The 21,947-nt window shown below is 70.3% G+C and carries 16 protein-coding genes and 1 pseudogene; 7 read left to right on the top strand and 10 right to left on the bottom strand.

The features are described from left to right. Positions 1–115: 115 nt before the first annotated feature. Complete coding sequence (locus tag AC3DEV_RS08495; RefSeq protein WP_488371818.1) at positions 116–1,606, top strand: amidase; 1,491 nt, start codon at positions 116–118, stop codon at positions 1,604–1,606. 3 nt (positions 1,607–1,609) lie between these two features. Here AC3DEV_RS08495 and AC3DEV_RS08490 read toward each other — a convergent pair whose 3' ends face one another. Beyond that, positions 1,610–2,077, bottom strand: a complete 468-nt coding sequence (locus tag AC3DEV_RS08490; protein WP_069389904.1) for an Lrp/AsnC family transcriptional regulator — start codon at positions 2,075–2,077, stop codon at positions 1,610–1,612. Positions 2,078–2,244: 167 nt separating this feature from the next. Between AC3DEV_RS08490 and AC3DEV_RS08485 the strand changes: the two genes are divergently transcribed. Continuing rightward, the gene (locus AC3DEV_RS08485; RefSeq protein ID WP_488371817.1) at positions 2,245–5,838 is read left to right on the top strand and encodes an indolepyruvate ferredoxin oxidoreductase family protein; all 3,594 of its coding nucleotides are present in this window, start codon (positions 2,245–2,247) and stop codon (positions 5,836–5,838) included. 189 nt (positions 5,839–6,027) lie between these two features. Here AC3DEV_RS08485 and AC3DEV_RS08480 read toward each other — a convergent pair whose 3' ends face one another. From AC3DEV_RS08480 to sucC, 6 genes are all read right to left on the bottom strand, one after another. Further along, on the bottom strand, positions 6,028–6,657 hold the full coding sequence (locus AC3DEV_RS08480; protein ID WP_163376492.1) for a TetR/AcrR family transcriptional regulator: 630 nt from the start codon (positions 6,655–6,657) through the stop codon (positions 6,028–6,030). 26 nt (positions 6,658–6,683) lie between these two features. After that, the gene (purH, locus tag AC3DEV_RS08475) at positions 6,684–8,252 is read right to left on the bottom strand and encodes a bifunctional phosphoribosylaminoimidazolecarboxamide formyltransferase/IMP cyclohydrolase (protein ID WP_488371816.1); all 1,569 of its coding nucleotides are present in this window, start codon (positions 8,250–8,252) and stop codon (positions 6,684–6,686) included. Then, on the bottom strand, positions 8,249–8,830 hold the full coding sequence (purN, locus tag AC3DEV_RS08470) for a phosphoribosylglycinamide formyltransferase (protein ID WP_488371815.1): 582 nt from the start codon (positions 8,828–8,830) through the stop codon (positions 8,249–8,251). Before purN ends, purH begins: the two co-directional genes overlap by 4 nt. 133 nt (positions 8,831–8,963) lie before the next feature. Further along, complete coding sequence (locus AC3DEV_RS08465; protein WP_488371814.1) at positions 8,964–10,682, bottom strand: cell division protein PerM; 1,719 nt, start codon at positions 10,680–10,682, stop codon at positions 8,964–8,966. A 127-nt stretch (positions 10,683–10,809) separates the two neighbouring features. Then, positions 10,810–11,712, bottom strand: coding sequence for a succinate--CoA ligase subunit alpha (gene sucD / locus AC3DEV_RS08460; protein WP_271800157.1), 903 nt, complete (start codon positions 11,710–11,712; stop codon positions 10,810–10,812). Positions 11,713–11,733: 21 nt separating this feature from the next. Next, positions 11,734–12,900, bottom strand: coding sequence for an ADP-forming succinate--CoA ligase subunit beta (gene sucC / locus AC3DEV_RS08455; protein ID WP_120283984.1), 1,167 nt, complete (start codon positions 12,898–12,900; stop codon positions 11,734–11,736). Between the two features lie 318 nt (positions 12,901–13,218). On the opposite strand from sucC, the gene AC3DEV_RS08450 reads away from it, so the two are divergent. Then, positions 13,219–14,067, top strand: a complete 849-nt coding sequence (locus AC3DEV_RS08450) for a M23 family metallopeptidase (RefSeq protein WP_240341418.1) — start codon at positions 13,219–13,221, stop codon at positions 14,065–14,067. Positions 14,068–14,143: 76 nt separating this feature from the next. On the opposite strand, the gene AC3DEV_RS08445 is transcribed toward AC3DEV_RS08450, so the two are convergent. Both AC3DEV_RS08445 and AC3DEV_RS08440 read right to left on the bottom strand, forming a co-directional pair. Beyond that, positions 14,144–16,642, bottom strand: a complete 2,499-nt coding sequence (locus AC3DEV_RS08445; RefSeq protein WP_488371813.1) for a UvrD-helicase domain-containing protein — start codon at positions 16,640–16,642, stop codon at positions 14,144–14,146. 39 nt (positions 16,643–16,681) lie between these two features. After that, the gene (locus AC3DEV_RS08440; RefSeq protein ID WP_132061565.1) at positions 16,682–18,118 is read right to left on the bottom strand and encodes an alanine/glycine:cation symporter family protein; all 1,437 of its coding nucleotides are present in this window, start codon (positions 18,116–18,118) and stop codon (positions 16,682–16,684) included. A 46-nt stretch (positions 18,119–18,164) separates the two neighbouring features. Here AC3DEV_RS08440 and AC3DEV_RS08435 point away from each other — a divergent pair, with 46 nt between their 5' ends. Then, positions 18,165–18,446: a chorismate mutase gene (locus tag AC3DEV_RS08435; protein WP_069388780.1), complete on the top strand. Its 282-nt coding sequence runs from the start codon at positions 18,165–18,167 to the stop codon at positions 18,444–18,446. Between the two features lie 24 nt (positions 18,447–18,470). Here AC3DEV_RS08435 and AC3DEV_RS08430 read toward each other — a convergent pair whose 3' ends face one another. Further along, entirely contained in the window at positions 18,471–19,142 is a 672-nt protein-coding gene (locus AC3DEV_RS08430; RefSeq protein ID WP_488371812.1) for a DUF5701 family protein, read from the bottom strand. A 51-nt stretch (positions 19,143–19,193) separates the two neighbouring features. Here AC3DEV_RS08430 and pgi point away from each other — a divergent pair, with 51 nt between their 5' ends. From pgi to AC3DEV_RS08415, 3 genes and pseudogenes are all read left to right on the top strand, one after another. Further along, the gene (gene pgi / locus AC3DEV_RS08425) at positions 19,194–20,852 is read left to right on the top strand and encodes a glucose-6-phosphate isomerase (RefSeq protein ID WP_488371811.1); all 1,659 of its coding nucleotides are present in this window, start codon (positions 19,194–19,196) and stop codon (positions 20,850–20,852) included. Between the two features lie 52 nt (positions 20,853–20,904). Next, positions 20,905–21,495 (top strand): dihydrofolate reductase family protein, encoded by a 591-nt coding sequence (locus AC3DEV_RS08420; RefSeq protein ID WP_488371927.1) that lies wholly within the window; start codon positions 20,905–20,907, stop codon positions 21,493–21,495. Between the two features lie 136 nt (positions 21,496–21,631). Next, a pseudogene (locus tag AC3DEV_RS08415) lies at positions 21,632–21,947 on the top strand (hypothetical protein); the annotation flags it as partial.

The raw sequence follows: 21,947 nt of genomic DNA, 5'->3' as shown, positions 1-21,947 counted from the left end.
CCGCCGATGCGTTAGGTGACCCTCGCCTTACTTAGGTACCCCTAAAGTGCCCGACGGTGCGGAGCCTGTCAAGAGGGCCACCGATTTTCGCACCCCCTCGCCCTACAGTGGGGGGGTGACCGACGCCACAACCGATGCCACAACCGATGCCACAACCGATGACACCGCCCCTGCCCGGCCCCACCCCGACACCGCGCGGGTCCACGCCTTCCGTGACGACGCACTCGGGTACGACGACGCCACCGCCCTCGCCGAGCGGGTCCGCGGCGGCGAGGTGTCACCGACCGAGCTCGTCGAGGCCGCCATCGAACGATGCCAGCAGGTGGATCCGGCGCTCGGCGCCCTGGTCTTCACCGCCTTCGACAGGGCCCGCGAGCACGCACGCCGGACCGCGGACTCGCGCCTGTCCTCGCCGTTCGCCGGCGTGCCGTCGGCCTTCAAGGACGCGGTGCAGGTCGAGGGCGCCCCGATGCGGCTCGGCTCGCCCGCCGTCCCCGACTCCCCCGCGTTGCACGACGGCGAGTACGCGCGGGCGTTCCGCGCCACCGGCCTGATCCCGTTGGGCATCACCGCCATGCCCCCGTTCGGCTGGACCGCCGCAACCGAACGGCAGGGTGGCCTGGTGACCCGCAACCCGTGGAACACCGGCCGCACCAGTGGCGGTTCCTCGGGTGGTTCCGCGGCCCTCGTGGCCGCGGGGGCGTTGCCGATCGCCCACGCCAACGACGGCGGGGGGTCGATCCGGATCCCCGCGGCGGTCACCGGGTTGGTCGGGTTCAAGCCGAGCCGGGGTAGGCACACCGACGAGAAGTTCTCCCGGGGCATGCCGATCCCCATCGTGTCGCAGTCGGTGGTCTCCCGGTCCGTCCGGGACACCGCCACGTTCCTCACCGCGTTCGAGGCGAGCCACCTCCCGGTCGGCGTCCCCCCGGTGGGCCCCGTCGCCCCCGTCCCGGCACGGCGCCTGCGCATCGGGCTCGTGGAGCAGAGCCCGGCGGGCGGTGCGACCGATGCCGCGACCCTGGCGGTCCTCCGCGAGACCGCCAGCCGGCTGGCCGAACTGGGCCACGAGGTGGTGCCGACCGAGGCGCCCGTCCCGACGGGGTTCCGGGACGATTTCATCGCCTACTGGGGGCTGCTCGCGCTAAGCACGTCATCGTCCGGGCGCAGGCTCTTCGACCCCGATTTCGACCCCGCCGAGCTCGACCCCTTCACGGTCGGGCTCGCTCGGATGGCCCGACGGAACATCGCCTCGCTTCCCCTGCACCTACTGCGGTTGGCGAGGACCCGGCGGCAGTTCGACGCCCGGTTCGGCGACATCGACGTGTACATCAACCCGGTGGTCGCCCACGAGACCCCGGAGGTCGGGTACCTGGACGCGGACCTGCCGTTCGAGACCCACCTCGAGCGGGTCTCCAACTGGGTCACCTTCACCCCGCTGCAGAACATCGCGGGGTCGCCGGCCGTCTCGCTGCCCACCGGACACGCGCCGGACGGGATGCCCGTCGGCGTGCACTTCTCCGCCCGCAGGGGGCAGGACCGGCTCCTGCTGGAGCTGGCCTCGGAGTACGAGGCCGCCCATCCGTTCGCCCGGATCTGGGAGTGAGGCTCACTCCCCCAGCAGCTGGGTGACGCGCGGCCCGACCCGCTGACGCAGGATCACCTCGGTGCGGGTGCGCAGGACGCCGGGCGTGGAGATGATGGCGCTGAACACCTCCTCGAGGTGGGCGTGGTCCCGCGCGACGACCCGGCAGACGACGTCGAACTCGCCGGCGATGCTCACCACCTCGAGCACCTCGCGCACCTGCGCCAGCCCCGCACACGTCTCGTCGAGCCTGGCCTGCGCCACCTGGATGTGGACGAGCGCGCCCAGCGGATACCCGAGGGCGGCGGGATCGAGGCTCGGCGCCCAGGAGGCGAGGACGCCGCGCGCCTCCAGCTTGTCGAGCCGGGCCTGGGCGGTGCCCCTGGCCACCCCGAGTCGTCGCGAGAACTCGCGGACCCCGACGCGCGGGTCGGACAGGACGATGTCGAGGAGCCGCCGGTCGGTGTCGTCCAGGTTGGGTGATGGGTCCATGTGTCCACGGTATACGACGACGAGGTGGACAGCTGGTCCAGCCGGCGCCCGTTCTGGGCCCTCCGAATGTACAGAGTGACCGGTCTTCGAATGGCCGCGTGACGCGCCTCACAGTTCGTCCTAGCCTGGGGGGACATCGTTCGTCTCGCGAAGGCCAGGTGTTGATCATGACCTCTCTCCTCCACCCCACGGACGGCACGCATGACGACCTGCCGCGGACCGGGCGGGCGGACGCCGGATCGTTCTCCCTCTCCGATCGATACACGCGCGAGAGCGGCACGGTCTTCCTCTCCGGGATCCAGGCACTGGTCCGGACGGTCCGCGACCGGGCGCGGCTCGACCGCAGGCAGAATCTGCTCACCGCGAGCCTGGTCAGCGGCTACGAGGGATCGCCGCTCGCGGGCTACGACCTCGAACTGGCCAGGCGTCGAGAGTTCCTCGAACCGTTCGACATCGTGCACCGCCCCGCCCTCAACGAGGAGGCGGGCGCCACGGCGGTGATGGGGTCCCAGCTCGCCCGGCGCACGGGCACCCTGCGCTCCACCGCCAACACCGGCGGCGCCGCCCTCCAGGGGGTCGTGGGGTACTGGTACGGCAAGGCGCCCGGCCTGGACCGTGCCACCGACGCGTTGCGGCACGCCAACCTGATCGGTACCGATCCCACCGGCGGCGCGGTGGTGCTGGTCGGCGACGATCCCGGCGCCAAGTCCTCCACCGTGCCGTGCGCGTCCGAGTTGGCGCTCGCGGACCTGTACATGCCGACGCTCTACCCCGCGGACCCGCAGGACGTCCTGGACTTCGGCGTCCACGCGGCGATCCTGTCCCGGGTCTCCGGTCTGTGGTCCGCGATGAAGATCTCGGCGCACGTCGCGGACGCCTCGGCGACCGCCCTCGTCGATCCCGACCGGATCCTGCCCGTGTACGGCGACCTCGGGACGAGCCCGCACGTGCCGTCCGGTCGGCTCCTGGGGGCCGGCCTCATGGAGCTCGAGCAGAACCAGCTCACCATCCGTCTCCCCCGTGCGCTGGAGTACGCCCGCCTCAACCGTCTCAACCGGATCGTGCAGTCGACCCCCGACGACCGGATCGGCGTCGTCGCGGCCGGCAAGACCTACCTGGACGTCCGCGAGTCACTGCGCCGCCTCGGGATCGGCGACGACGAGCTGGGCCGCCGCGGGATCCGCATCCTCAAACTGGGCATGATCTACCCCCTGGAGCGCACGATCCTCGACGAGTTCATGTCCGGTCTCGACGAGGTGATCGTGGTGGAGGAGAAGCGCGACTTCATCGAGACCATGATCCGGGACATCCAGTTCCGCAAGCCCGGGGTGGCGAACGTGGTCGGCAAGGCGCACGAGGACGGGTCCACCCTGTTCAGCCGGTTCGGCGAGCTCGACGTCGATTCCGTCACCCGCGGCCTGGCGCAGCGTCTCGGCCCGGTCCACGGAATCGAATCGGCTCGGGCCTGGCTCGACGGCCCGGGACGCGGACGCTCCCGGATCGCGCTTCCGCTCGCCACGAGCCGCACCCCGTACTTCTGCTCGGGGTGCCCCCACAACAGCTCGACCAAGGTCGCCGACGGCACGCTCGTCGGCGGGGGCATCGGCTGTCACGCGATGGTGCTCATGATGGACGAGGAGCAGGTCGGCCACGTCACCGGAGTCACCCAGATGGGCGGCGAGGGGATCCAGTGGACCGGGATGGCGCCGTTCCTCACCGAGCGGCACATGGTGCAGAACGTCGGCGACGGCACCTTCATGCACTCGGCCTCCCTGGCACTCCGGGCCGCCGTGGCCTCCGGCGACAACATCACCTACAAGCTCCTCTACAACGGGACGGTGGCGATGACCGGCGGTCAGGACCCGGTCGGCGAGATGACCCTGCCCGAGATCCTCCGGCTCCTGCAGGCCGAGAAGGTCGCGAGGATCGTCGTCACCACCGACGACGTCAGGGCGACCCGGTCCCGGGGCCTGCCGAGGGGAGTGGAGGTCCGCGACCGGGTGGACACCCTCGAGGTGCAGCGGGAACTCGCGGCCGTCCCGGGGGTCACGGTTCTCGTGCACGACCAGTACTGCGCGGCCGAGAAGCGCCGCCACCGCAAGCGTGGCACCTATCCCACGCCGGACGAGCGGGTGGTGATCAACGAGCGCATCTGCGAGGGATGCGGGGACTGCGGCCGGAAGTCCAACTGCCTGTCGGTCCATCCGGTGGAGACCGAGTTCGGTCGGAAGACGCAGATCGACCAGTCCACCTGCAACTTCGACTTCTCGTGCCTGGAGGGTGACTGCCCCGCGTTCGTCACCGTCGTCCCCGGTGAGAAGTCCCGGCGGGTGACGTCCGCGCCTGCCCTGGCGGCCGACGCGATCCCGGAACCGGCCCGCGCCGGGGTCGCGCCCGACCGCGGTTTCTCCCTGCGGCTGACCGGGATCGGCGGCACCGGCATCGTCACCGTCTCGGCGATCCTCGCCACCGCGGCCGTCCTCGACGGCCACTCGGCGCGCACCCTGGACATGACCGGGCTCGCCCAGAAGGGCGGCGCGGTGGTCTCCGACGTCCGCGTGACCCGCACGCCGACCGAACAGCCCCCGAAGATCGGGGCCGGCGACTGCGACCTCTACCTGTGCTGTGACGGCCTGGTCGGCGCGGACAGCACCCACCTGAAGGTGGCCGCTCCCGATCGCACCACGGCGGTGGTGTCCACCACTCAGATACCCACCGGGAAGATGGTGATCGACACCTCCGAGCACTACCCGACCACCTCGGACATCCAGGCGATCATCGACCCGACCACCTCGCGCGGGCTGTACCTCGACCCGGGGGCGCTCACCGAGCAGCTCTTCGGGTCCACCCAGACCGCCAACATGCTCATGGTCGGGGCGGCGTACCAGAGCGGGGCCCTGCCGATCTCGGCGCAGTCGATCGAGCGGGCGATCGAGCTCAACGGGGTGGCCGTCGACGCTAACCTGCAGGCCTTCCGTCGCGGCCGGCAGGCGGTCGCCGAGCCGAGCGCCCTCGCGGCGTTGGCGGCCGGGTTGCACCGCCCGGCCGGAACGGCCACGGCGGGCCGGCACGTGCCCTCCCCCGCGGCGGAGCGATTGCTGACCCACCTCGACGCCGACGCCTCCGACGAGCTCCGCGACGTGGTCGCGCTCCGGGTCGACGAACTGATCGGCTACCAGGACGAGGCGTACGCGGCCGACTACGTCCGGCGCGTGGAGGAGGTCCGCGCTGCCGAGGCCGGCGTCCCCGAGCAGCTCAGCCTCGCCGTGGCCCGCAACCTGTTCAAGGTGATGGCCTACAAGGACGAGTACGAGGTCGCCCGCCTGGCCGTGGATCCACAGTTCGCGACGCAGCTCGACGAGGACTGGGGCGAGGGGGCGGTGGCCAGACTGAAGTTGCATCCCCCGGCGCTGCGCGCGATGGGAATGAAGAAGAAGATCTCGATCGGCCCGCGGGCCATGCCGGCGATGAAGGCGTTGGCCCGGATGAAGCGACTGCGCGGCACGCGGATGGACCTCTTCGGCTACGCGGAGGTCCGCCGCGTCGAGCGTGAGCTGCTGGCTGGGTACCGGGATCTCGTCGCCGACCTGGCCTCGGAGTTGCGGCGCGCGGGCCCGGTGGGCAAGGACGCCACCTGGCTGGCGACCGCGGTGGCGCTCGCGGAGCTACCGGACATGGTCCGCGGCTACGAGCACGTCAAGCTCGCGAACGTCGAGCGGTACCGGGAGGAGATGGCCCGCCTCCGGTCCGCCCTCACCTGATCGGCGAACCCCCTGATTCAGCCCGCGCAATTCAGCCCACCTGATTCGGCCCACCTGATACAGCCCACCCAGACGATCCGCCCTCCGGAATCCGGTCCGCCCCCGGGGCCCCGAGGGCGGATCGTGATCGAAAGCGCGAGTCGATCTGCGCGAGCGAACCGAGGGGCAGATCAGCACCCGGGCAGGCGCTCAGGACCGCAGCGCGGCCGAGGCCATCGCCGTGAGCACGCGCCGAAGGTCGGCCTCGGCCATGGCCGGCAGCCGGGGGCTGGAGTTGAGGAGCCCGAACACAGCGTGGACGTGGGCCCGCGCCTCGATCGACGAGAGCTCGGGACGCACCCGCACCAGGGCGTCCACCCACAACTGCGCGTATTCCCGCTGCAGGGTGCGCACCTCGTGCCGGGGAGCGGCCGGCAGGGAACCGAGGTCACGGAACTGCACGCTGATGAGATCGGGCTCCGTGGCGACGAAGTCCACGTGCACCCCGAGCAGGGCATCGAGCACGTCCGCCGGCTCGCCGGCCCGCTCGACCGCCGCCCGCCCACCGTCCCGCAGGCGACGGGAGATGTCGAGCAGCATCTCGGCCAGTACGTCCTCCTTGGAGGTGAAGTACCGGTACATGCCGGGCCCGGAGATCCCGACCTCGGCGCCGATGTCGTCCAGCCGCACGGCGTGGAACCCGCGCCGGGCCATGAGGCGGGCGGCGGCCACGAGGATCTCGTCGCGGCGCCGTGCCTTGGCCCGGGCGCGCGGGGTCAGCGGGGCCGCGGCGTCCTGCTGCTCGCCCACCCCGCTGCCCGCGGCCCCGGTCCCGGTCATGTCAGTGCCATCTCGGACGTGCCGTCTCAGTGGAAGAAGTGCCGGGCGCCGGTGAAGTACATGGTGATCCCCGCCTTCTCCGCGGCCTCGATCACCTCGGCGTCGCGGACGGAGCCGCCGGGCTGGACCACCGCGCGCACGCCCGCCTCGGCGAGCACCTCGAGCCCGTCCGCGAAGGGGAAGAACGCGTCCGACGCGGCGACCGACCCGGTGACCCGCTCCCCCGCGCGCTGCACGGCGAGCCGGGCGGAGTCGACGCGGTTGACCTGGCCCATGCCCACGCCCACGGTGGCGCCGGACTGCGCGAGCAGGATGGCGTTGGACTTGACCGCACGGCACGCGCGCCACGCGAACAGCAGGTCGCGCAGGGTCTGCTCGTCGGCGTCGTCGCCGCACGCCTTGGTCCAGCCGGCGACCACGTCACCGTCGGCGTCGAGCGAGTCACGCTGCTGGACCAGCACGCCGCCGGAGATCTGCTTGCGCTCGAACTCGCCCTCGGCGGGCGTCTGCGCGGAGAGGATGCGGATGTTCTTCTTGCGCTGCAGGATCTCCACGGCACCGTCCGCGTAGGACGGGGCGATGATCACCTCGGTGAAGATCTCGGCGACCTGCTCGGCCATCTCCACCGTGACCTCGCGGTTGGCGGCGATCACGCCACCGAACGCGCTGACGGGGTCGCACTCGTGCGCGGCGCGGTGGGCGGCCGCGATGTCGGCGTCGATCGCGATGCCGCACGGGTTGGCGTGCTTGATGATCGCGACGCACGGCTCGGCGTGGTCGAAGGCGGAGCGCCACGCGGCGTCGCCGTCGACGTAGTTGTTGTAGCTCATCTCCTTGCCGTGCAACTGGGTGGCCTGGGCGAGGCCGGGCGCGGCGGCAGCGTCGGTGTAGAGGGCGGCGCTCTGGTGCGGGTTCTCGCCGTAGCGCAGGGTGGCGGCGAGGTCGAGGCTCTGCCCCTGCCACACCGGGAACGCCTCCGCGCCCTCATCGGTCGGCTCCGCGGTCTGTGCGGTCATCCACGTGGCCACGGCGACGTCGTAGGCCCCGGTGTGGCGGAACGCGGCGGCGGCCAGGCTGCGGCGCTTCTCGAGGGTGAACCCACCGGCCGCGACGGCCTCGAGCGCCTCGCCGTATCCGGCGGGGTCGACGAGCACAGCCACCGACGGGTGGTTCTTCGCGGCCGCGCGGACCATCGACGGTCCGCCGATGTCGATCTGCTCGACGCAGGCGTCGTAATCGGCGCCGGAGGCGACGGTGTCGGTGAAGGGATAGAGGTTGACGACGACGAGCTCGAACGGTTGCACACCGAGGTCGGCGATCTGCTCGAGATGCTCGGGCTTGCGGGTGTCCGCGAGGATGCCGGCGTGAACCCGCGGGTGCAGGGTCTTGACGCGGCCTTCGAGGCATTCCGGGAACCCGGTCAGCGCGTCGACGGGCGTCACGGCGACCCCGGCGTCGGCGATACGCTGCGCGGTCGAGCCGGTGGAGACGATCTCGACCCCGGCGTCGGCGAGCCCCCGGGCGAGCTCGGTGAGCCCGGTCTTGTCGTAGACGCTGATGAGTGCGCGGCGGACGGGCCTGCGGGAATCGGTCACGTTAGGTGCACCTTTCGACCTTCGATGTGGAGTCGGCCACGGGCGGCGGCCGCGAGGACGTCGACGAGCATCTCGCGCTCGACGACCTTGATGCGTTCATGGAGGGTGGCCTCGGTGTCGTCCGGGTGGACGTCGACGGCACGCTGGGCGATCACGGGTCCGGTGTCGACGCCGGCGTCGACCAGGTGGACGGTGCTGCCGGTGACGGTCACCCCGTAGGCGAGCGCGTCGCGCACCGCATGGGCGCCGGGGAACGACGGCAGTAACGCCGGGTGGGTGTTGAGTACGCGACCGTCGAACCGTCCGAGGAACGCGGCGCCGAGGATGCGCATGAAGCCCGCCGAGACCACCCAGTCGGGATCGAACCCGCTCACCACGTCGGCGAGGGCGCGGTCCCAGTCGGCGCGGTCGGTGTGGTCGCCGGGCCGGACGACGGCCGTCGGGAGGTCGGCGCGGCCAGCCCTGGCGACGGCCTCGCAGTGGCGGTCGGAGACCAGCGCGACGATGCGGTACGGGCAGCCGGGGGCGTCGGCGGCGTCGAGCACGCTCTGCGCGAGGGTCCCGGAACCGGATGCCATCAGGACGACGCGGCAGCCCCCTGGGGAACCGGCGCTGGGCGAAGAGGCGCTGGGGGTCTCGCTACCGACCACGTCCGGCTCTCCTACCCGTCGATCCTCAGACCCACCGGGAGCGCGGGCCACGGCTGGGAGTCTAGTCGGCCGCCCCTCTGCCCTCGGCAGGCAGACCGGTCGGATCGTCGGAGTCGGACTGTGCATCGCCGGGTTCGGCATCGTCGGCGACCGTGTCCCCACGCCGGGTGTCCTCGGGCTCGCCCTCGTCGAGCCGGACCTCCTCGAACTGATCCTCGGCGGGCTGATCTTCGGTGGGCTGATCTTCTGTGGGCTGGCCTTCGGCGGATTGGCGTTCCGCAGACTGCTCCTCCCCGGACTGGCCTTCCGCGGACCGCGGGTCCTCGACCACCGCCGGCGATGGCGGGACCTCGGTGGCCGTGTCGTCTTCGCCCGGGGCCGGCTCGAGGTCGGACTGTGCGCCGAACTCGGCCTCCGCGATGCTTCCGGAGCCGTCGACCTCGTCGTCGTCGACCGTGTTGTCAGGCTCGTCATCGGCACCGTCCTCGGCGCCGGCGTCACCGCCCCCTGCATCACCGACCCCTGCGTCCCTGACCCGTGCGTCCTCGACCGGGTCCTCGACCACCGGGGCGGTCCCGGCGCGGCGACGACGCCGCTCGAGTTCGCTCTCGGCCCGCTCGCGGCGCCGAGTCAGGCCCGCCAACGACAAGGCGATCGTCGCCGACCCGATGATGCCGAACAGCACCAGGGCCATCGACGCCGCGATGAGCGAGCCCGTCCCGACCATGCCGAGCATCCCCAGCCGGCCGCCCGCGATGACCGGGCTCACCGCGACCACCAGAGCCACGATCCCGGCGGCCAACCACGTCGCCTTGACGGCGTCGCCGGTTGTGCGGAACCAGTGCGCCACCGACCTCGCGAGCCCTGCCGCCACGAACACGGTCACCAGCAACAGGCCCTGCACGACCCAGTGCGGGTTGGTGGTGGGCAGTACGGCCGCCAACGGCACCTCCGGCATCGGCCCCCGGGACACCGCGAACACGCTGTAGGAGGCCTCGCCCAGGTGCGCCTCCCCGCCCACCATGAGCGCGGCCCCGGTCATCACCACGTTGGGCAGGTACGCCACCGAGATGCCCGTGAGTGCGGCCGTGCCCACGACGCCCTTGCCGATCTCCAGGACCGACCCGACCGGCTCCCACGCCATGACCAGTCCGACCAGCACCAGCAGTGTCGCGATGGCCCACGTCGCGGCGACGAACGCGGTGCCCAGGTGGATCCCCCCGCGCACCCACAGCGGAAGGATCTCGCGCAGGTCACGGCGGAAGTACAGCCACACCCCCAGCCCCGAACCCACGATCCCCACACCTGCGGTCCACAGCAACGCCGTCGACAGCGCCGACTCGCGTACCGCGAAATCCGAGGCGGCCGACCCGACCAGCAGCGTCGCCAGACCGGTCAACAGCAGCCCCGCCAGCGTCACACCGGCCACTGCCGCACCCGCCTCGCGCGGGCCCGGCTGCTCGACGTCCGCCAGCACCGCACGGGTCTGTCGGGCCAGGACCGCCACATAGATCAGCGCGGGCAACAACGGCAGGAACCCCAGCTCGACCTGGTCCACGGTCAACGGCACCCGGTTGACCACCAGCCACTCCACCGCGACCACCGCGAACAGCGAGTCGAACCCGTCGGCGGCGAACAGCAGCACCGCCAGGGTGAGCGCCGCCAGCACCAGTACGGAGACGATGACGGGCAGCGCCGCGGCGGCCGCCGTCCACAACAACGAGCGGGCACCCGCGGGCGACCGTCTCGCAGCGGGCCGGATGACGCGTGGGGGACTCACTCTGACAACCGTAGATACCCACCGGCGCGGGGCACCCCCGGCACGCCGCGACCCCCGCCATCCGGGGATGACGGGGGTCGCTGGGTAGTGCGCACTCGCGGTCGCCGGGAGGGCCACCGCGGGTGGATCACATGGCGTCGAGAAGATCCTTGGCCAGCTGCGCGGTCTCGGACGGCGTCTTGCCGACCTTGACGCCCGCGGCCTCGAGGGCCTCCTTCTTGGCCTGCGCGGTGCCCGCGGAGCCGGAGACGATGGCGCCGGCGTGGCCCATCGTCTTGCCCTCGGGGGCCGTGAAGCCGGCCACGTAGCCGACGACCGGCTTGGTGACGTTGGCCTTGATGTAATCGGCCGCGCGCTCCTCGGCGTCGCCGCCGATCTCGCCGATCATGACGATGACCTTGGTCTCCGGGTCGTTCTCGAAGGCCTCGATGCAGTCGATGTGCGTGGTGCCGACGATCGGGTCGCCACCGATGCCGATGGCGGTCGAGAAGCCGTAGTCGGCCAGCTCGTACATCATCTGGTAGGTCAGGGTGCCCGACTTGGACACCAGACCGACCGGGCCCTTGCCCGCGATGTTGGCCGGGGTGATACCGACCAGCGACTCGCCCGGCGTGATGATGCCCGGGCAGTTGGGGCCGATGATGCGCGTCTTGCCGCCCTTGGCGAGGTTGTAGTTCCACGCGGTGGCGGTGTCCAGCACCGGGGCGCCCTCGGTGATGACCACGGCGAGCCCGATCTCCGCGTCCACGGCCTCGATGATCGCGTCCTTGGTGAACGGCGGCGGGACGAACAGAATCGTCGTGTCGGCACCGGTGGCCTCCATGGCCTCCTTCACGGAACCGAACACGGGCAGCTCGACGTCGTTACCGTCGGCGTCCTTGTGGGACACCGTCGTGCCGGCCTTGCGGGCGTTGACGCCGCCGACGATCTGGGTACCGGCCGCGAGCATGCGGGCGGTGTGCTTGCTGCCCTCGCCGCCGGTGATGCCCTGGACGATGACCTTGTTGTCCTTGTTGAGGAAAATCGACATGTGTGTAAGGTCCTCTGCTTCTTACTTGGCGGCCAGCTCGGCGGCCTTGTCGGCGCCGGAGTCCATGTTGTCGGCCAGGGTCACGAGCGGGTGGTTCGCCTCGGCGAGGATCTTGCGACCCTCCTCGACGTTGTTGCCGTCGAGTCGGACCACGAGGGGCTTGTTGGCCTCGTCGCCCAGGATCTCCAGGGCCTTGACGATGCCGTTCGCGACCGCGTCACACGCGGTGATGCCGCCGAAGACGTTGACGAACACGCTCTTGACCTGCTCGTCATTGAGGATGACGTCGAGACCGTTGGCCATGACCTCGGCAGAGGCACCGCCGCCGATGTCGAGGAAGTTGGCGGGCTTGACGCCGCCGTGGTTCTCGCCCGCGTAGGCGACGACGTCGAGGGTCGACATGACCAGACCGGCGCCGTTGCCGATGATGCCGACCTGTCCGTCCAGCTTGACGTAGTTGAGGTCGTTCTCCGCGGCCTTCTGCTCGAGCGGATCCGTGGTGCCCGCGTCGGCGAAGTCGGCGAAGGTCTCCTTGTGACGGAACTCGGCGTTCTCGTCCAGGGTGACCTTGCCGTCGAGGGCGAGGATCTCGTCATTCGGCGTACGGACGAGCGGGTTCACCTCGACCAGCGTGGCGTCCTCGTTGATGAAGACGTCGTACAGCTTGGCGATGGTCACCGCAGCGGCGTCCAGCACCTCCTCCGGCAGGTGGCCGGCCTTCGCGATCTCGCGGGCCTTGGCCTCGTCGACACCGACCGTGGGGTCGATGTTGATCCGGGCGAGGCGGTCCGGGGACTCCTCGGCGACCTGCTCGATCTCGACGCCGCCCTCGACCGAGCACATGGCCAGGTAGTTGCGGTTCGACCGATCGACCAGGAAGGAGATGTAGTACTCCTCCGCGATGTCGCTGGCCTCGGCGACCAGCAGGTTCTTGACGATGTGGCCCTTGATGTCCAGGCCCAGGATGTCCTCGGCCCGGGCGCGGGCCTCCTTGGCATCCTCCGCCAGCTTCACGCCGCCGGCCTTGCCACGGCCTCCGACCTTGACCTGCGCCTTGACGACGACAGGCTTGCCGATCTCGGCCGCAACCTTCTCGGCCTCTTCCGCGGTGTCCGCGACGCGCCCCGGGGTGGTGGGCACGTCATGCTTCGCGAAAAGAGCCTTTGCCTGGTATTCAAAGAGATCCATCAGCTCACCATCTTGACGTGGGTAGATTCGCCCGGCCCTGTTGAAAGCCGAGTCCTGCCTCATCCTAGGCGCGTGGTGTGTCCCCCGTCGCACACTGGGGGTAGCTGTGTGTAGTGGATCACACCGGACGGCAGTCCGAACCGTCACACCCCACACATGGGCACCCCGGAGCCCCTCGGGCACCACGAGTCACACCGGTGTGACGCACCCCTCCCTCACGCGCCGCCGACAACCTTGCGGCACCGTTGCCGATCCGTTACGTTGGACGACGTTCATCACGAAAAGATCACGGCGCGAACGCAGAGGGGAAACGACACGGTGCAGAAGTCGCAATTCGAGGAAGCCGCGACTCCCGTCGTCATCCCCCCTGCCGGTGCGCACCGGGTCGGCCGTCACCGGATGCCCGCGCCGCCGCACGCACTGCGCGGTCGCGCAGCCGTCCTGGCCGTCGCGGCCGGCGCCGCGGTGACCGCGGCTTCGGCCGGCTCCGCCATGAGCGACACGAGCACCCACTCGGCCGAGGCCGGGGACATCGCCCTGCTCGCCAACGGGGAGCCCGCCCCCGCCACCTCCGCGCCCGGTGCACCGTCGACCTCGGCGCCGGCGACGCCCTCGGCCCCGGCGCCGGTCGTCCTGCCGGCCGCTGCCGACGGCTCGTCCACCGATGACATCAGCTCGACGATGCTGTACGCGGGCACCGAGATCAACGCCCAGCGCGAGATCGCCGAGGAGCAGGCGCGACGGCCGAAGGTCGTCATCCCCGCGATCGGCGCGTTCACCTCCCCCTACGCGATGCGGTGGGGCGTGATGCACTCGGGCATCGACATCGCCAACGTCAACGGCACGCCCATCCTGGCTGCCACGGACGGCGTCGTGGTCGACGCGGGCCCCGCCCAGGGCTACGGCAACTGGGTTCGGATCATGTCCGACGACGGCACCATGACGGTCTACGGCCACATGGAGACCGTCGACGTCCAGAAGGGCCAGCGCGTCTACGCCGGTCAGAAGATCGCCGGTATGGGCAACCTCGGTTTCTCGACCGGCACCCACCTGCACTTCGAGGTGCTCGTCAACGACGGCCAGCAGCACGTCGATCCCGTCATCTGGCTGGCCGAGCACGGTCTCGACGTGCTCGCGGGCAGCGTCGCCTCCGCCTTCGGTAGCTGACAGTTCGACCTGTTCCGGCCGGGCCCACTCGATAGTTCGAGAGGCCCGGCCCCGGCGGCGCCATGACGCCCCTGCCCTAGAGCTTCTGCATGGGGACGCCCCCGATGAGCATCAGCCGGACCTTGCCCGACGCACCGAAGTCGATCGTCGCAGTGGCCCGCGGCCCGCTGCCGTCGCAGGACAACACCTTGCCGAGTCCGTACTTGTCATGGGTGACCCGGTCCCCCGGCGCCAGCTCGAGCGCGGGCGCGGACGCCTTCGCGCGGGGGATCCCGGACGACCGTCCACTCGCGGACCCGGCTCCACCTGAGCCGTACCCGCCCGAACCGTAGCCGCCCGAGCCGCCTCCGAAGCGGCGGCGCGGGACGTACGAGTCGTCATCCCCGAATCCGCCACCACCGGCCGGCTCCTCGCGCTGCCACTCGATCGCCTCGGTGGGGATCTCCTCGAGGAACCGCGATCCGGGATTCGTCATGGGCTGCCCCCACGACGAGCGCATCATCGCGCGGGTCAGGTACAGGCGCTTACGGGCGCGGGTGATCCCCACGTAGGCGAGCCTGCGCTCCTCGGACAGCTCCGCCGGGTCGCCCAACGCCCGCATGTGAGGGAACAGGCCGTCCTCCATGCCGATGAGGAACACCACCGGGAACTCCAGCCCCTTGGCGGTGTGCAGGGTCATGAGAGTGACCTGTCCCTGATCCTCGTCCGGGATCTGGTCGGCGTCGGCGACCAACGAGACCCGCTCGAGGAACGCCGCCAGCGACCCGGGCTCCGCCAGACCCTCGTCCAACTGGGCATCCGCCTGGTCGGGCACCGCACCCGCGGCGTCCCCGGCGTCCTCGATCCCGAAGCCCTGTTCCCGCGCGGAACGTTGCAGTGCGGCCTCCGAGGAGAACTCCCGGCCCACGCCGACGAGCTCGTTGAGGTTGTCCAGGCGGGCGGCGTCCTGCGGATCGTTGGACGCCTCCAGCTCGGCGCGGTAGCCGGTGCTCTCCAGCACGGCCTCCACCAGTGCCCCGACATCGGGCGCCGAGTCCTCCCCGGCGGCGTGACCGCTGCCGTCCAGCCGCCCCCGCAGGTCGTCGAGCATCTGCACGAACCCGGCGATCGCCTTGACCGACCTCGTCGGCAGCAGCGACACCTTTCCCTCAGCCGCGTCCCGCAACGCGCGGCCGAACCCGATCCCCCGCTGCTCGGCGTGGACCACCACGCACGCCTCGGCACGATCCCCGATCCCTCGTCGGGGGGTGTTGAGGATCCGGCGCAGCGCCACGGTGTCGTCCGGGTTACCCAGCACCTTGAGGTAGGCGACGATGTCGCGCACCTCCTTGCGCTCGTAGAACCGGGTGCCGCCCACGACCTTGTAGGGCAGGCCCAGTCGGACGAACACGTCCTCGACCACGCGGGAGGAGTTGTTGGTCCGGTAGAACACGGCCATGTCGGAGTAGGAGGCCTCACCCGAGTCGACCAGCCTGTCGATCTCCCCGGCGATGAACCTCGCCTCGTCGTGCTCGTTGTCCGCCACGTAGCCGACCAGCAGCTCACCCGCACCCTCGGAGGTCCACAGGTTCTTCTCCCGGCGGCCCGGGTTGCGCGAGATCACGGCGTTGGCGGCCGTGAGGATGGTCTGCGTGGAACGGTAGTTCTGCTCCAACAGGATGGAACGTGCATCGGGGTAGTCGTGCTCGAAGTCCTCGATGTTCCTGATCGTGGCCCCGCGGAACGCGTAGATCGACTGGTCGGCGTCACCGACCACGCAGAGTTCGGCCGGGGGGACGCCCACCTCGTCGTCGTCGTTCCCGGCCGCCCCGCCGACGAGCGTGCGCACCAGGACGTACTGGGCGTGGTTGGTGTCCTGGTACTCGTCCACCATGACGTGACGGAACCGCCGCCGGTAGTACGCCGAGACCTCGGGGTGGGCACGCAGCAGCGCGACCGTCTCCCCGATCAGATCGTCGAAATCGAAGGCGTTGGCCGCCTGCAACCTCGACTGGTACTCCGTGTAGACGGCCGCGACGGTCTGCCCGGTGCGGTCGGAGTCCTCCATCGCCCGGTCCATCGCCTCGGACGGCTCGCGCAACTCGTTCTTGTGGTTGGAGATGGCCGTGGCCAGCATCCGGGGGGTGAACTTCTTGACCTCGAGCTGCTGCTCCTTGGCGATCATCCCCAGCAGCCGCCGGGAGTCGTCCGAGTCGTAGATCGTGAAGTTCGAGTTCCGCGTCCCGAGCAGCGCGGACTGGGCGCGAAGGATCCGCACACAGATCGAGTGGAACGTCGCCACCCACATCCGCTCGGCGTGCGGGCCGACCAGTGTGGCGACCCTCTCGCGCATCTCGGCGGCGGCCTTGTTGGTGAACGTGATGGCCAGGATCTGCCCCGGGTGCGCGCCACCCTCGGCCAGCAGGTACGCGATCCGCCGCGTGAGCACGCTGGTCTTGCCCGAGCCCGCGCCGGCCACGATCAACAACGGGCCGCCGCGGTGTGTGACCGCGGCGGCCTGCTGTGGGTTGAGCCCGTCGAGGAGGAGCGAGTGGGGCGTGGTCGGTCGGGCGGAAGCGTGTGCGGTGTCGGTCATCGTGGGTCCAATCTACCCACTCGGTCCGACACCCCGGGCTCAGCGTTGACCGGCCCCCGTGAACTCCTTCACCTGGGACGCCGTGGCGGTCAGACCGGGGTCGTTGTCCAGGTAGTGGCGCGTCTCGCGGACGATGAGGCCGGAGAGGACCAGGAGGCCGATGAGGTTGGGGATGGCCATGAGGCCGTTCATGACGTCGGCGAAGTTCCACACCACCTCGAGCTCGGTGACCGCCCCCACGAACACCACGCAGGTGAACACCATGCGGTACGGGATGACGCCGCGCGCGCCCACGAGCCGCTCCATACAGCGCTCGCCGTAGTACGACCAGCCGAGGATGGTGGAGAAGGCGAAGAACGCGATGGACACCGCCACCAGCTTGTCGCCCTCGGGGAAGGCGGAACCGAAGGCGTCGGCGGTCATCGTCCCGGCGCTGTCGCTGCCCTCCTGCCACACACCCGTGGTCACCAGCACCAGACCGGTGAACGTCACGACGATGATGGTGTCGATGAACGTCTGGGTCATCGACACCAGGCCCTGCCGGGTGGGGTGGGTGGTCTTGGCCGCCGCCGCCGCGATGGCGGCGGATCCCATACCGGACTCGTTGGAGAAGATGCCGCGGGCGACACCCATCTGGATGGCGTAGAGGATCGCCGAGCCGACGAAGCCGCCGACCGCCGAGGTGCCGGTGAAGGCATCCGAGAAGATCTGACCGAACGCCGACGGGATCTGGCCGGCGTTGACCACGAGCACGACGGTCCCGCCGACGAGGTAGAGCACGATCATCAGCGGCACGAACCCGGCGGTGACGCGGCCGATCGCCTTGATTCCGCCGAGGAGGACCGCGCCGGTGAGGACGAACATCACGATGCCGGTGGTGACGTGCGGGACGCCGAACGAGTTGTCCAACTGGGTGGCCACCGCGTTGCCCTGGGTCATGTTGCCGATGCCGAAGCTGGCCAGGACGGCGAACACCGCGAACACGATGGACAGGACGAGGCCGATCCTGCCGCCGGTGCGCCCGAAGAGTTCCGCGAACCCCCGGTGCAGGTAGTACTGCGGGCCGCCGGACTGCTCGCCGCGGGCGTCGGTGACGCGGAAGCGCACACCGAGGAACGCCTCGGAGTACTTGGACGCCATGCCGACGAGCGCGGTGATCCACATCCAGAAGAGGGCACCCGGTCCGCCCAGCGCGATGGCCGTGGCGACACCGACGATGTTGCCCACGCCGACGGTCGCGGCCAGGGCGGTGGTCAACGCCTGGTACTGCGAGATGTCACCCTCGCCGCCGTCGTCCTTCCGTTTCAGCAGCCCCAGCCTGAGGGCGGGGACCAGCTTGCGGAACTGCAGCATCCGCAGCCGGATCGTCAGGAACAGGCCGGTGCCCAGCAGCAGCGGGATGAGGACGAACGGTCCCCAGATCACCGATCCGATGTCGGCGAGAAACGTGTTGATATCTTCCACGGGCGGAAACATTAGACGGTCATTCGTCCGGTTCGGGGCGCAGTGGGATAATTCGGTCATGAGCATCGATCCCGCCGGCACCGACGACCCGCTGTCAGAGTCCGAAATCCAGGAACTGCGATTGGAGATCGACCGCCTGGACGCCGAGATCCTCGATGCGATCGTCCGCCGCAGCGAGATCTCCAAGCGCATCGGCCGCACCCGCATGAAGTCGGGCGGCACGAAGCTCGTCCACACCCGGGAGCTCAAGGTCTACGAGCGGTTCTCCTCGCTCGGCGAGGAAGGGCAGACCCTCGCCGGCATGCTGCTGCGTCTCGGCCGGGGCCGCCTGGGCTACTAGCTGTACTGACAACCAGGGCCCCGGCTACTCTTCCGGCCCGACCCTGCCCGCCGTGGACGCGAAGCCCAGCCAGGTGTGGTGATTGTTCGCCCAGCACCACCCCACCTTGGGTGCGCCCTTGTTCGCTTTGCCATCGCGGCCGGTCCCGCCACTGATCCACAGTGCGGGCGTCCGCGAGTCCAGCCCGCCGCCCTTCTTGGGTTTGCGTGAGCCGATGCACATGAAGCACTTCCCGGGCTCCAGTAGGTCGGGGCGCTGAAGCAGCCAGCTGATCCCCTCGGAGACGGTGAGCGGGGTACGACCCCGGGCGTCCATCTCGGTGTGGGCGTCGGTGGGCGTCCAGTCCAGCATGTCGTCGTCGCGTGTCACGTCCCCCACCAGGTATAACGGGGCGTCCGGGACGTGGACGTCGTCGGTGGGCACGAACTCGGCCAGGTCGGTCATGTCGACGACGACGAAGCCCGCCTTACCGTGGCGGCGCATGAGGGTGGCCAGTCGCGCGGTGGGCACCAGGGACGGGTGGACGGCCAGCACGGACCCGCCACCGCCTTCGCTGTCACCGGGTCCGGCAGGCAGGGCGCGGGCGTGGGCCCGCAGTTGGTCGGCCGTGATTCCGGCGAGCTCGGGCACGCCGAGCTCGATGAGTCGCTCGGCCTGGCGGGCGATGGGGGCGTCGGGAGGAACTACGGGGGTCACATCGCCGGAACGGCCCGCGGCCCGCCGTTATTCCCGGTTAGCCTCGAAGCCATGACCGACATCAGCACGACGAAGCAGTGGATAGCGGTGGAGAACCTGGTTCCGTCGATCGGCGAGGTGTCTCTGCGGGAGCTGTTCGACGCCGACCCGGACCGCGGCCGCCGGATGTCGGTCACCGCGGGCGATCTGCACGTGGACCTGTCCAAACATCTGGTCACCGACGAGATCCTGTCCGCCCTGCTCGAACTCGCCCACGCCGCCCGGCTGCCGGCGCAGCGGGCCGCGATGTTCCGGGGCGACCGCATCAACACGACCGAGGATCGCGCGGTTCTCCACACTGCGCTCCGTCTTCCGCCCGATGCCGAACTCGTCGTCGACGACCGGAACGTGGTGGCCGACGTCCACGCGGTACTCACACGCATGGCCGACTTCTCCGACCGCGTCCGCTCCGGCGAGTGGACCGGACACACGGGCGAGCGGATCGACACGGTGCTCAACATTGGCATCGGGGGCTCCGACCTTGGCCCGGTGATGGTCGACAGCGCCCTGCGGCAGTTCCGGACGGCCGGCATCAGCGCCAGGTACGTCTCCAACGTCGACCCCGCCGACCTCTCGGCCACCCTCGCGGAGATCAACCCGGCAACCACCCTGGTGGTGGTGGCCTCCAAGACGTTCACCACGCAGGAGACCATGGCCAACGCGCACGCGGCGCGTCGGCACTTCGTGGAGGCCCTCGGCTCCGAGGACGCGATCGCCTCGCACTTCGTAGCCGTCTCCACCGCCGCCGAGAAGGTCGCCGACTTCGGCATCGCGGCGGACAAGATGTTCGAGTTCTGGGACTGGGTCGGTGGACGATATTCCGTCTCCTCCGCCATCGGGCTGTCGGTGATGATCACGGTGGGGCCACCGGCGTTCATCGAACTGCTCGAGGGCTTCCACACGATGGACGAGCACTTCGCCACCGAGGCGCCCGAGCACAACGCACCGGTCCTCATGGCGCTGCTGGGGATCTGGTACACGTGCTTCCTCGGGTCGCAGTCCAAGGCCGTGATCCCCTACGCCCAGGACCTCCGACGGTTCCCGGCCTACCTGCAGCAGCTGACCATGGAGTCGCTCGGCAAGTCGGTCCGGCTCGACGGCTCCGATGTCACCTACCCCACCGGCGAGGTCTACTGGGGCGAGCCCGGCACCAACGGCCAGCACGCGTTCTTCCAGCTCCTCCACCAGGGCACCCAGCTGGTTCCCGTCGATTTCATCGGGATCGCCCGCCCGGGCACGGACCTGGACGCCCACCCCACCGACGGGTCGGACGCGGTGTCCATGCACGACCTGCTCATGGCCAACCTGTTCGCGCAGTCGCGGGTCCTGGCGTTCGGCAAGACCGAGGAGGAGGTCCTCGCCGACGGCGTCGACCCGACCCTCGCGCCGCACAAGGTCATGCCCGGGAACCGGCCGTCCACCACGATCCTCGCGCCGTCCCTCTCGCCGGGCGTCCTCGGCCAGCTCATCGCCCTGTACGAGCACATCGTGTTCACCCAGGCCGCGGTCCTCGGCATCAACGCGTTCGACCAGTGGGGCGTCGAGCTGGGCAAGGCCCAGGCCGGCGAGTTGCTGGGCGCGCTCACCGCCGACACCCACCCAGGCCCCACCTTCGATTCCTCCACGGACTCCCTGGTCGAGATCTACCGCGAGGCACGCGGCCGGCGCTGAGTACGGGCCCTCTCCCCCTCGCGCGGGGCGCGCCACCGTGCGATTCTTGAGCATGGCCACGATCTACTGCACCGCGACGAGCCTCGACGGGTACATCGCCGACGACGACGAAAGCCTCTCCTGGCTGTTCGCCACTCCCGGAGGCGCCGCGCCGGGGTCGACTACCGGGGCCGATGACGAGTCGGTGCCCGAGCTCCACTTCGACCGGTTCTTCGCCGGCGTCGGCTCGATCGTCTGCGGTGCGAACACCTTCGAGTGGGTCCGCCGGGATCTCACCAAGGACGGCCAACCGTTCGTCTGGCCGTACTCACAGCCCACCTGGGTCGTCACCCACCGGGACCTCGACCCCGTCGACGGCGTGGAGTTCTTCGCCGGCGATGTCGCCGACCTGCACCCCCGCCTCGTCGAGGCCGCGGCAGGGCGGGACGTCTGGGTGGTCGGCGGAGGCGACCTCGCCGGCCAGTTCGCCGATCTCTGCCTGCTCGACCGGGTGTGGATCCACCAGTGCGCGGTCGTCCTCGGCTCCGGCCGCCCCCTGCTCCCCCGTCGGCTCCGCCTCTACCGTCGTCAACTCGACACCGACGGGCAGTTCACCGCCATGCTCTTCGACGTCGTCGGCCCGGAACCGCGCGATTCGGCCTAGCTGCTCGACCCCCGGTGCGCCCCCGGTGCTCCCCCGGTGCGCCGGGGGAAAACCCTTGCCTAGTCGAATGTGTGTGCGTATTATAGAACACAGATTCGACACCGGGTAGGCGGCGCACGGTCAGGGGGTGGGGCACATGGGCGGTAACGCAGACCGTTCGTCCGGCGGCTCGTTCCCGTCCGGTGGTTCGTCGTCGCCGGGCGGCAGTGCGGCCGGCGCCTCCTCGTCTTCCGCCTCGCCCTCTTCACTGTCGGAGCTGCGGGCGGCGGCGCGTGAGGGGTGGATGGGGGAGAACCGCGCGGCGGCGCGCCGGTTCGTGGCCTGCTACGAGCTATTTGTCGAATGCCAACGCCGGGAAGAGTCCGGGGCGGGCAGCGGTGAGTGTCGGCCCGGTCATGCGGTGCTCGATCCGATCGATGTCGCGGCCGGGTACGTGGTGTCGGCGATGGCGA

It is taken from the genome of Dietzia sp. IBK-p2-15D (assembly GCF_057773105.1).
The sequence above is the reverse complement of the archived record's forward strand: the minus strand, read 5'-3'. Positions and strand labels throughout refer to the sequence as shown.

Excerpts from the sequence above, each read along its gene's own strand:
- AC3DEV_RS08490 (WP_069389904.1), bottom strand. The coding sequence starts at position 2,077 with ATGGACCCATCACCCAACCTGGACGACACCGACCGGCGGCTCCTCGAC.
- AC3DEV_RS08485 (WP_488371817.1), top strand. The coding sequence starts at position 2,245 with ATGACCTCTCTCCTCCACCCCACGGACGGCACGCATGACGACCTGCCG.
- AC3DEV_RS08480 (WP_163376492.1), bottom strand. The coding sequence starts at position 6,657 with ATGACCGGGACCGGGGCCGCGGGCAGCGGGGTGGGCGAGCAGCAGGAC.
- purN (WP_488371815.1), bottom strand. The coding sequence starts at position 8,830 with ATGGCATCCGGTTCCGGGACCCTCGCGCAGAGCGTGCTCGACGCCGCC.
- sucD (WP_271800157.1), bottom strand. The coding sequence starts at position 11,712 with ATGTCGATTTTCCTCAACAAGGACAACAAGGTCATCGTCCAGGGCATC.
- sucC (WP_120283984.1), bottom strand. The coding sequence starts at position 12,900 with ATGGATCTCTTTGAATACCAGGCAAAGGCTCTTTTCGCGAAGCATGAC.
- AC3DEV_RS08445 (WP_488371813.1), bottom strand. The coding sequence starts at position 16,642 with ATGACCGACACCGCACACGCTTCCGCCCGACCGACCACGCCCCACTCG.
- AC3DEV_RS08440 (WP_132061565.1), bottom strand. The coding sequence starts at position 18,118 with ATGTTTCCGCCCGTGGAAGATATCAACACGTTTCTCGCCGACATCGGA.
- AC3DEV_RS08435 (WP_069388780.1), top strand. The coding sequence starts at position 18,165 with ATGAGCATCGATCCCGCCGGCACCGACGACCCGCTGTCAGAGTCCGAA.
- pgi (WP_488371811.1), top strand. The coding sequence starts at position 19,194 with ATGACCGACATCAGCACGACGAAGCAGTGGATAGCGGTGGAGAACCTG.
- AC3DEV_RS08420 (WP_488371927.1), top strand. The coding sequence starts at position 20,905 with ATGGCCACGATCTACTGCACCGCGACGAGCCTCGACGGGTACATCGCC.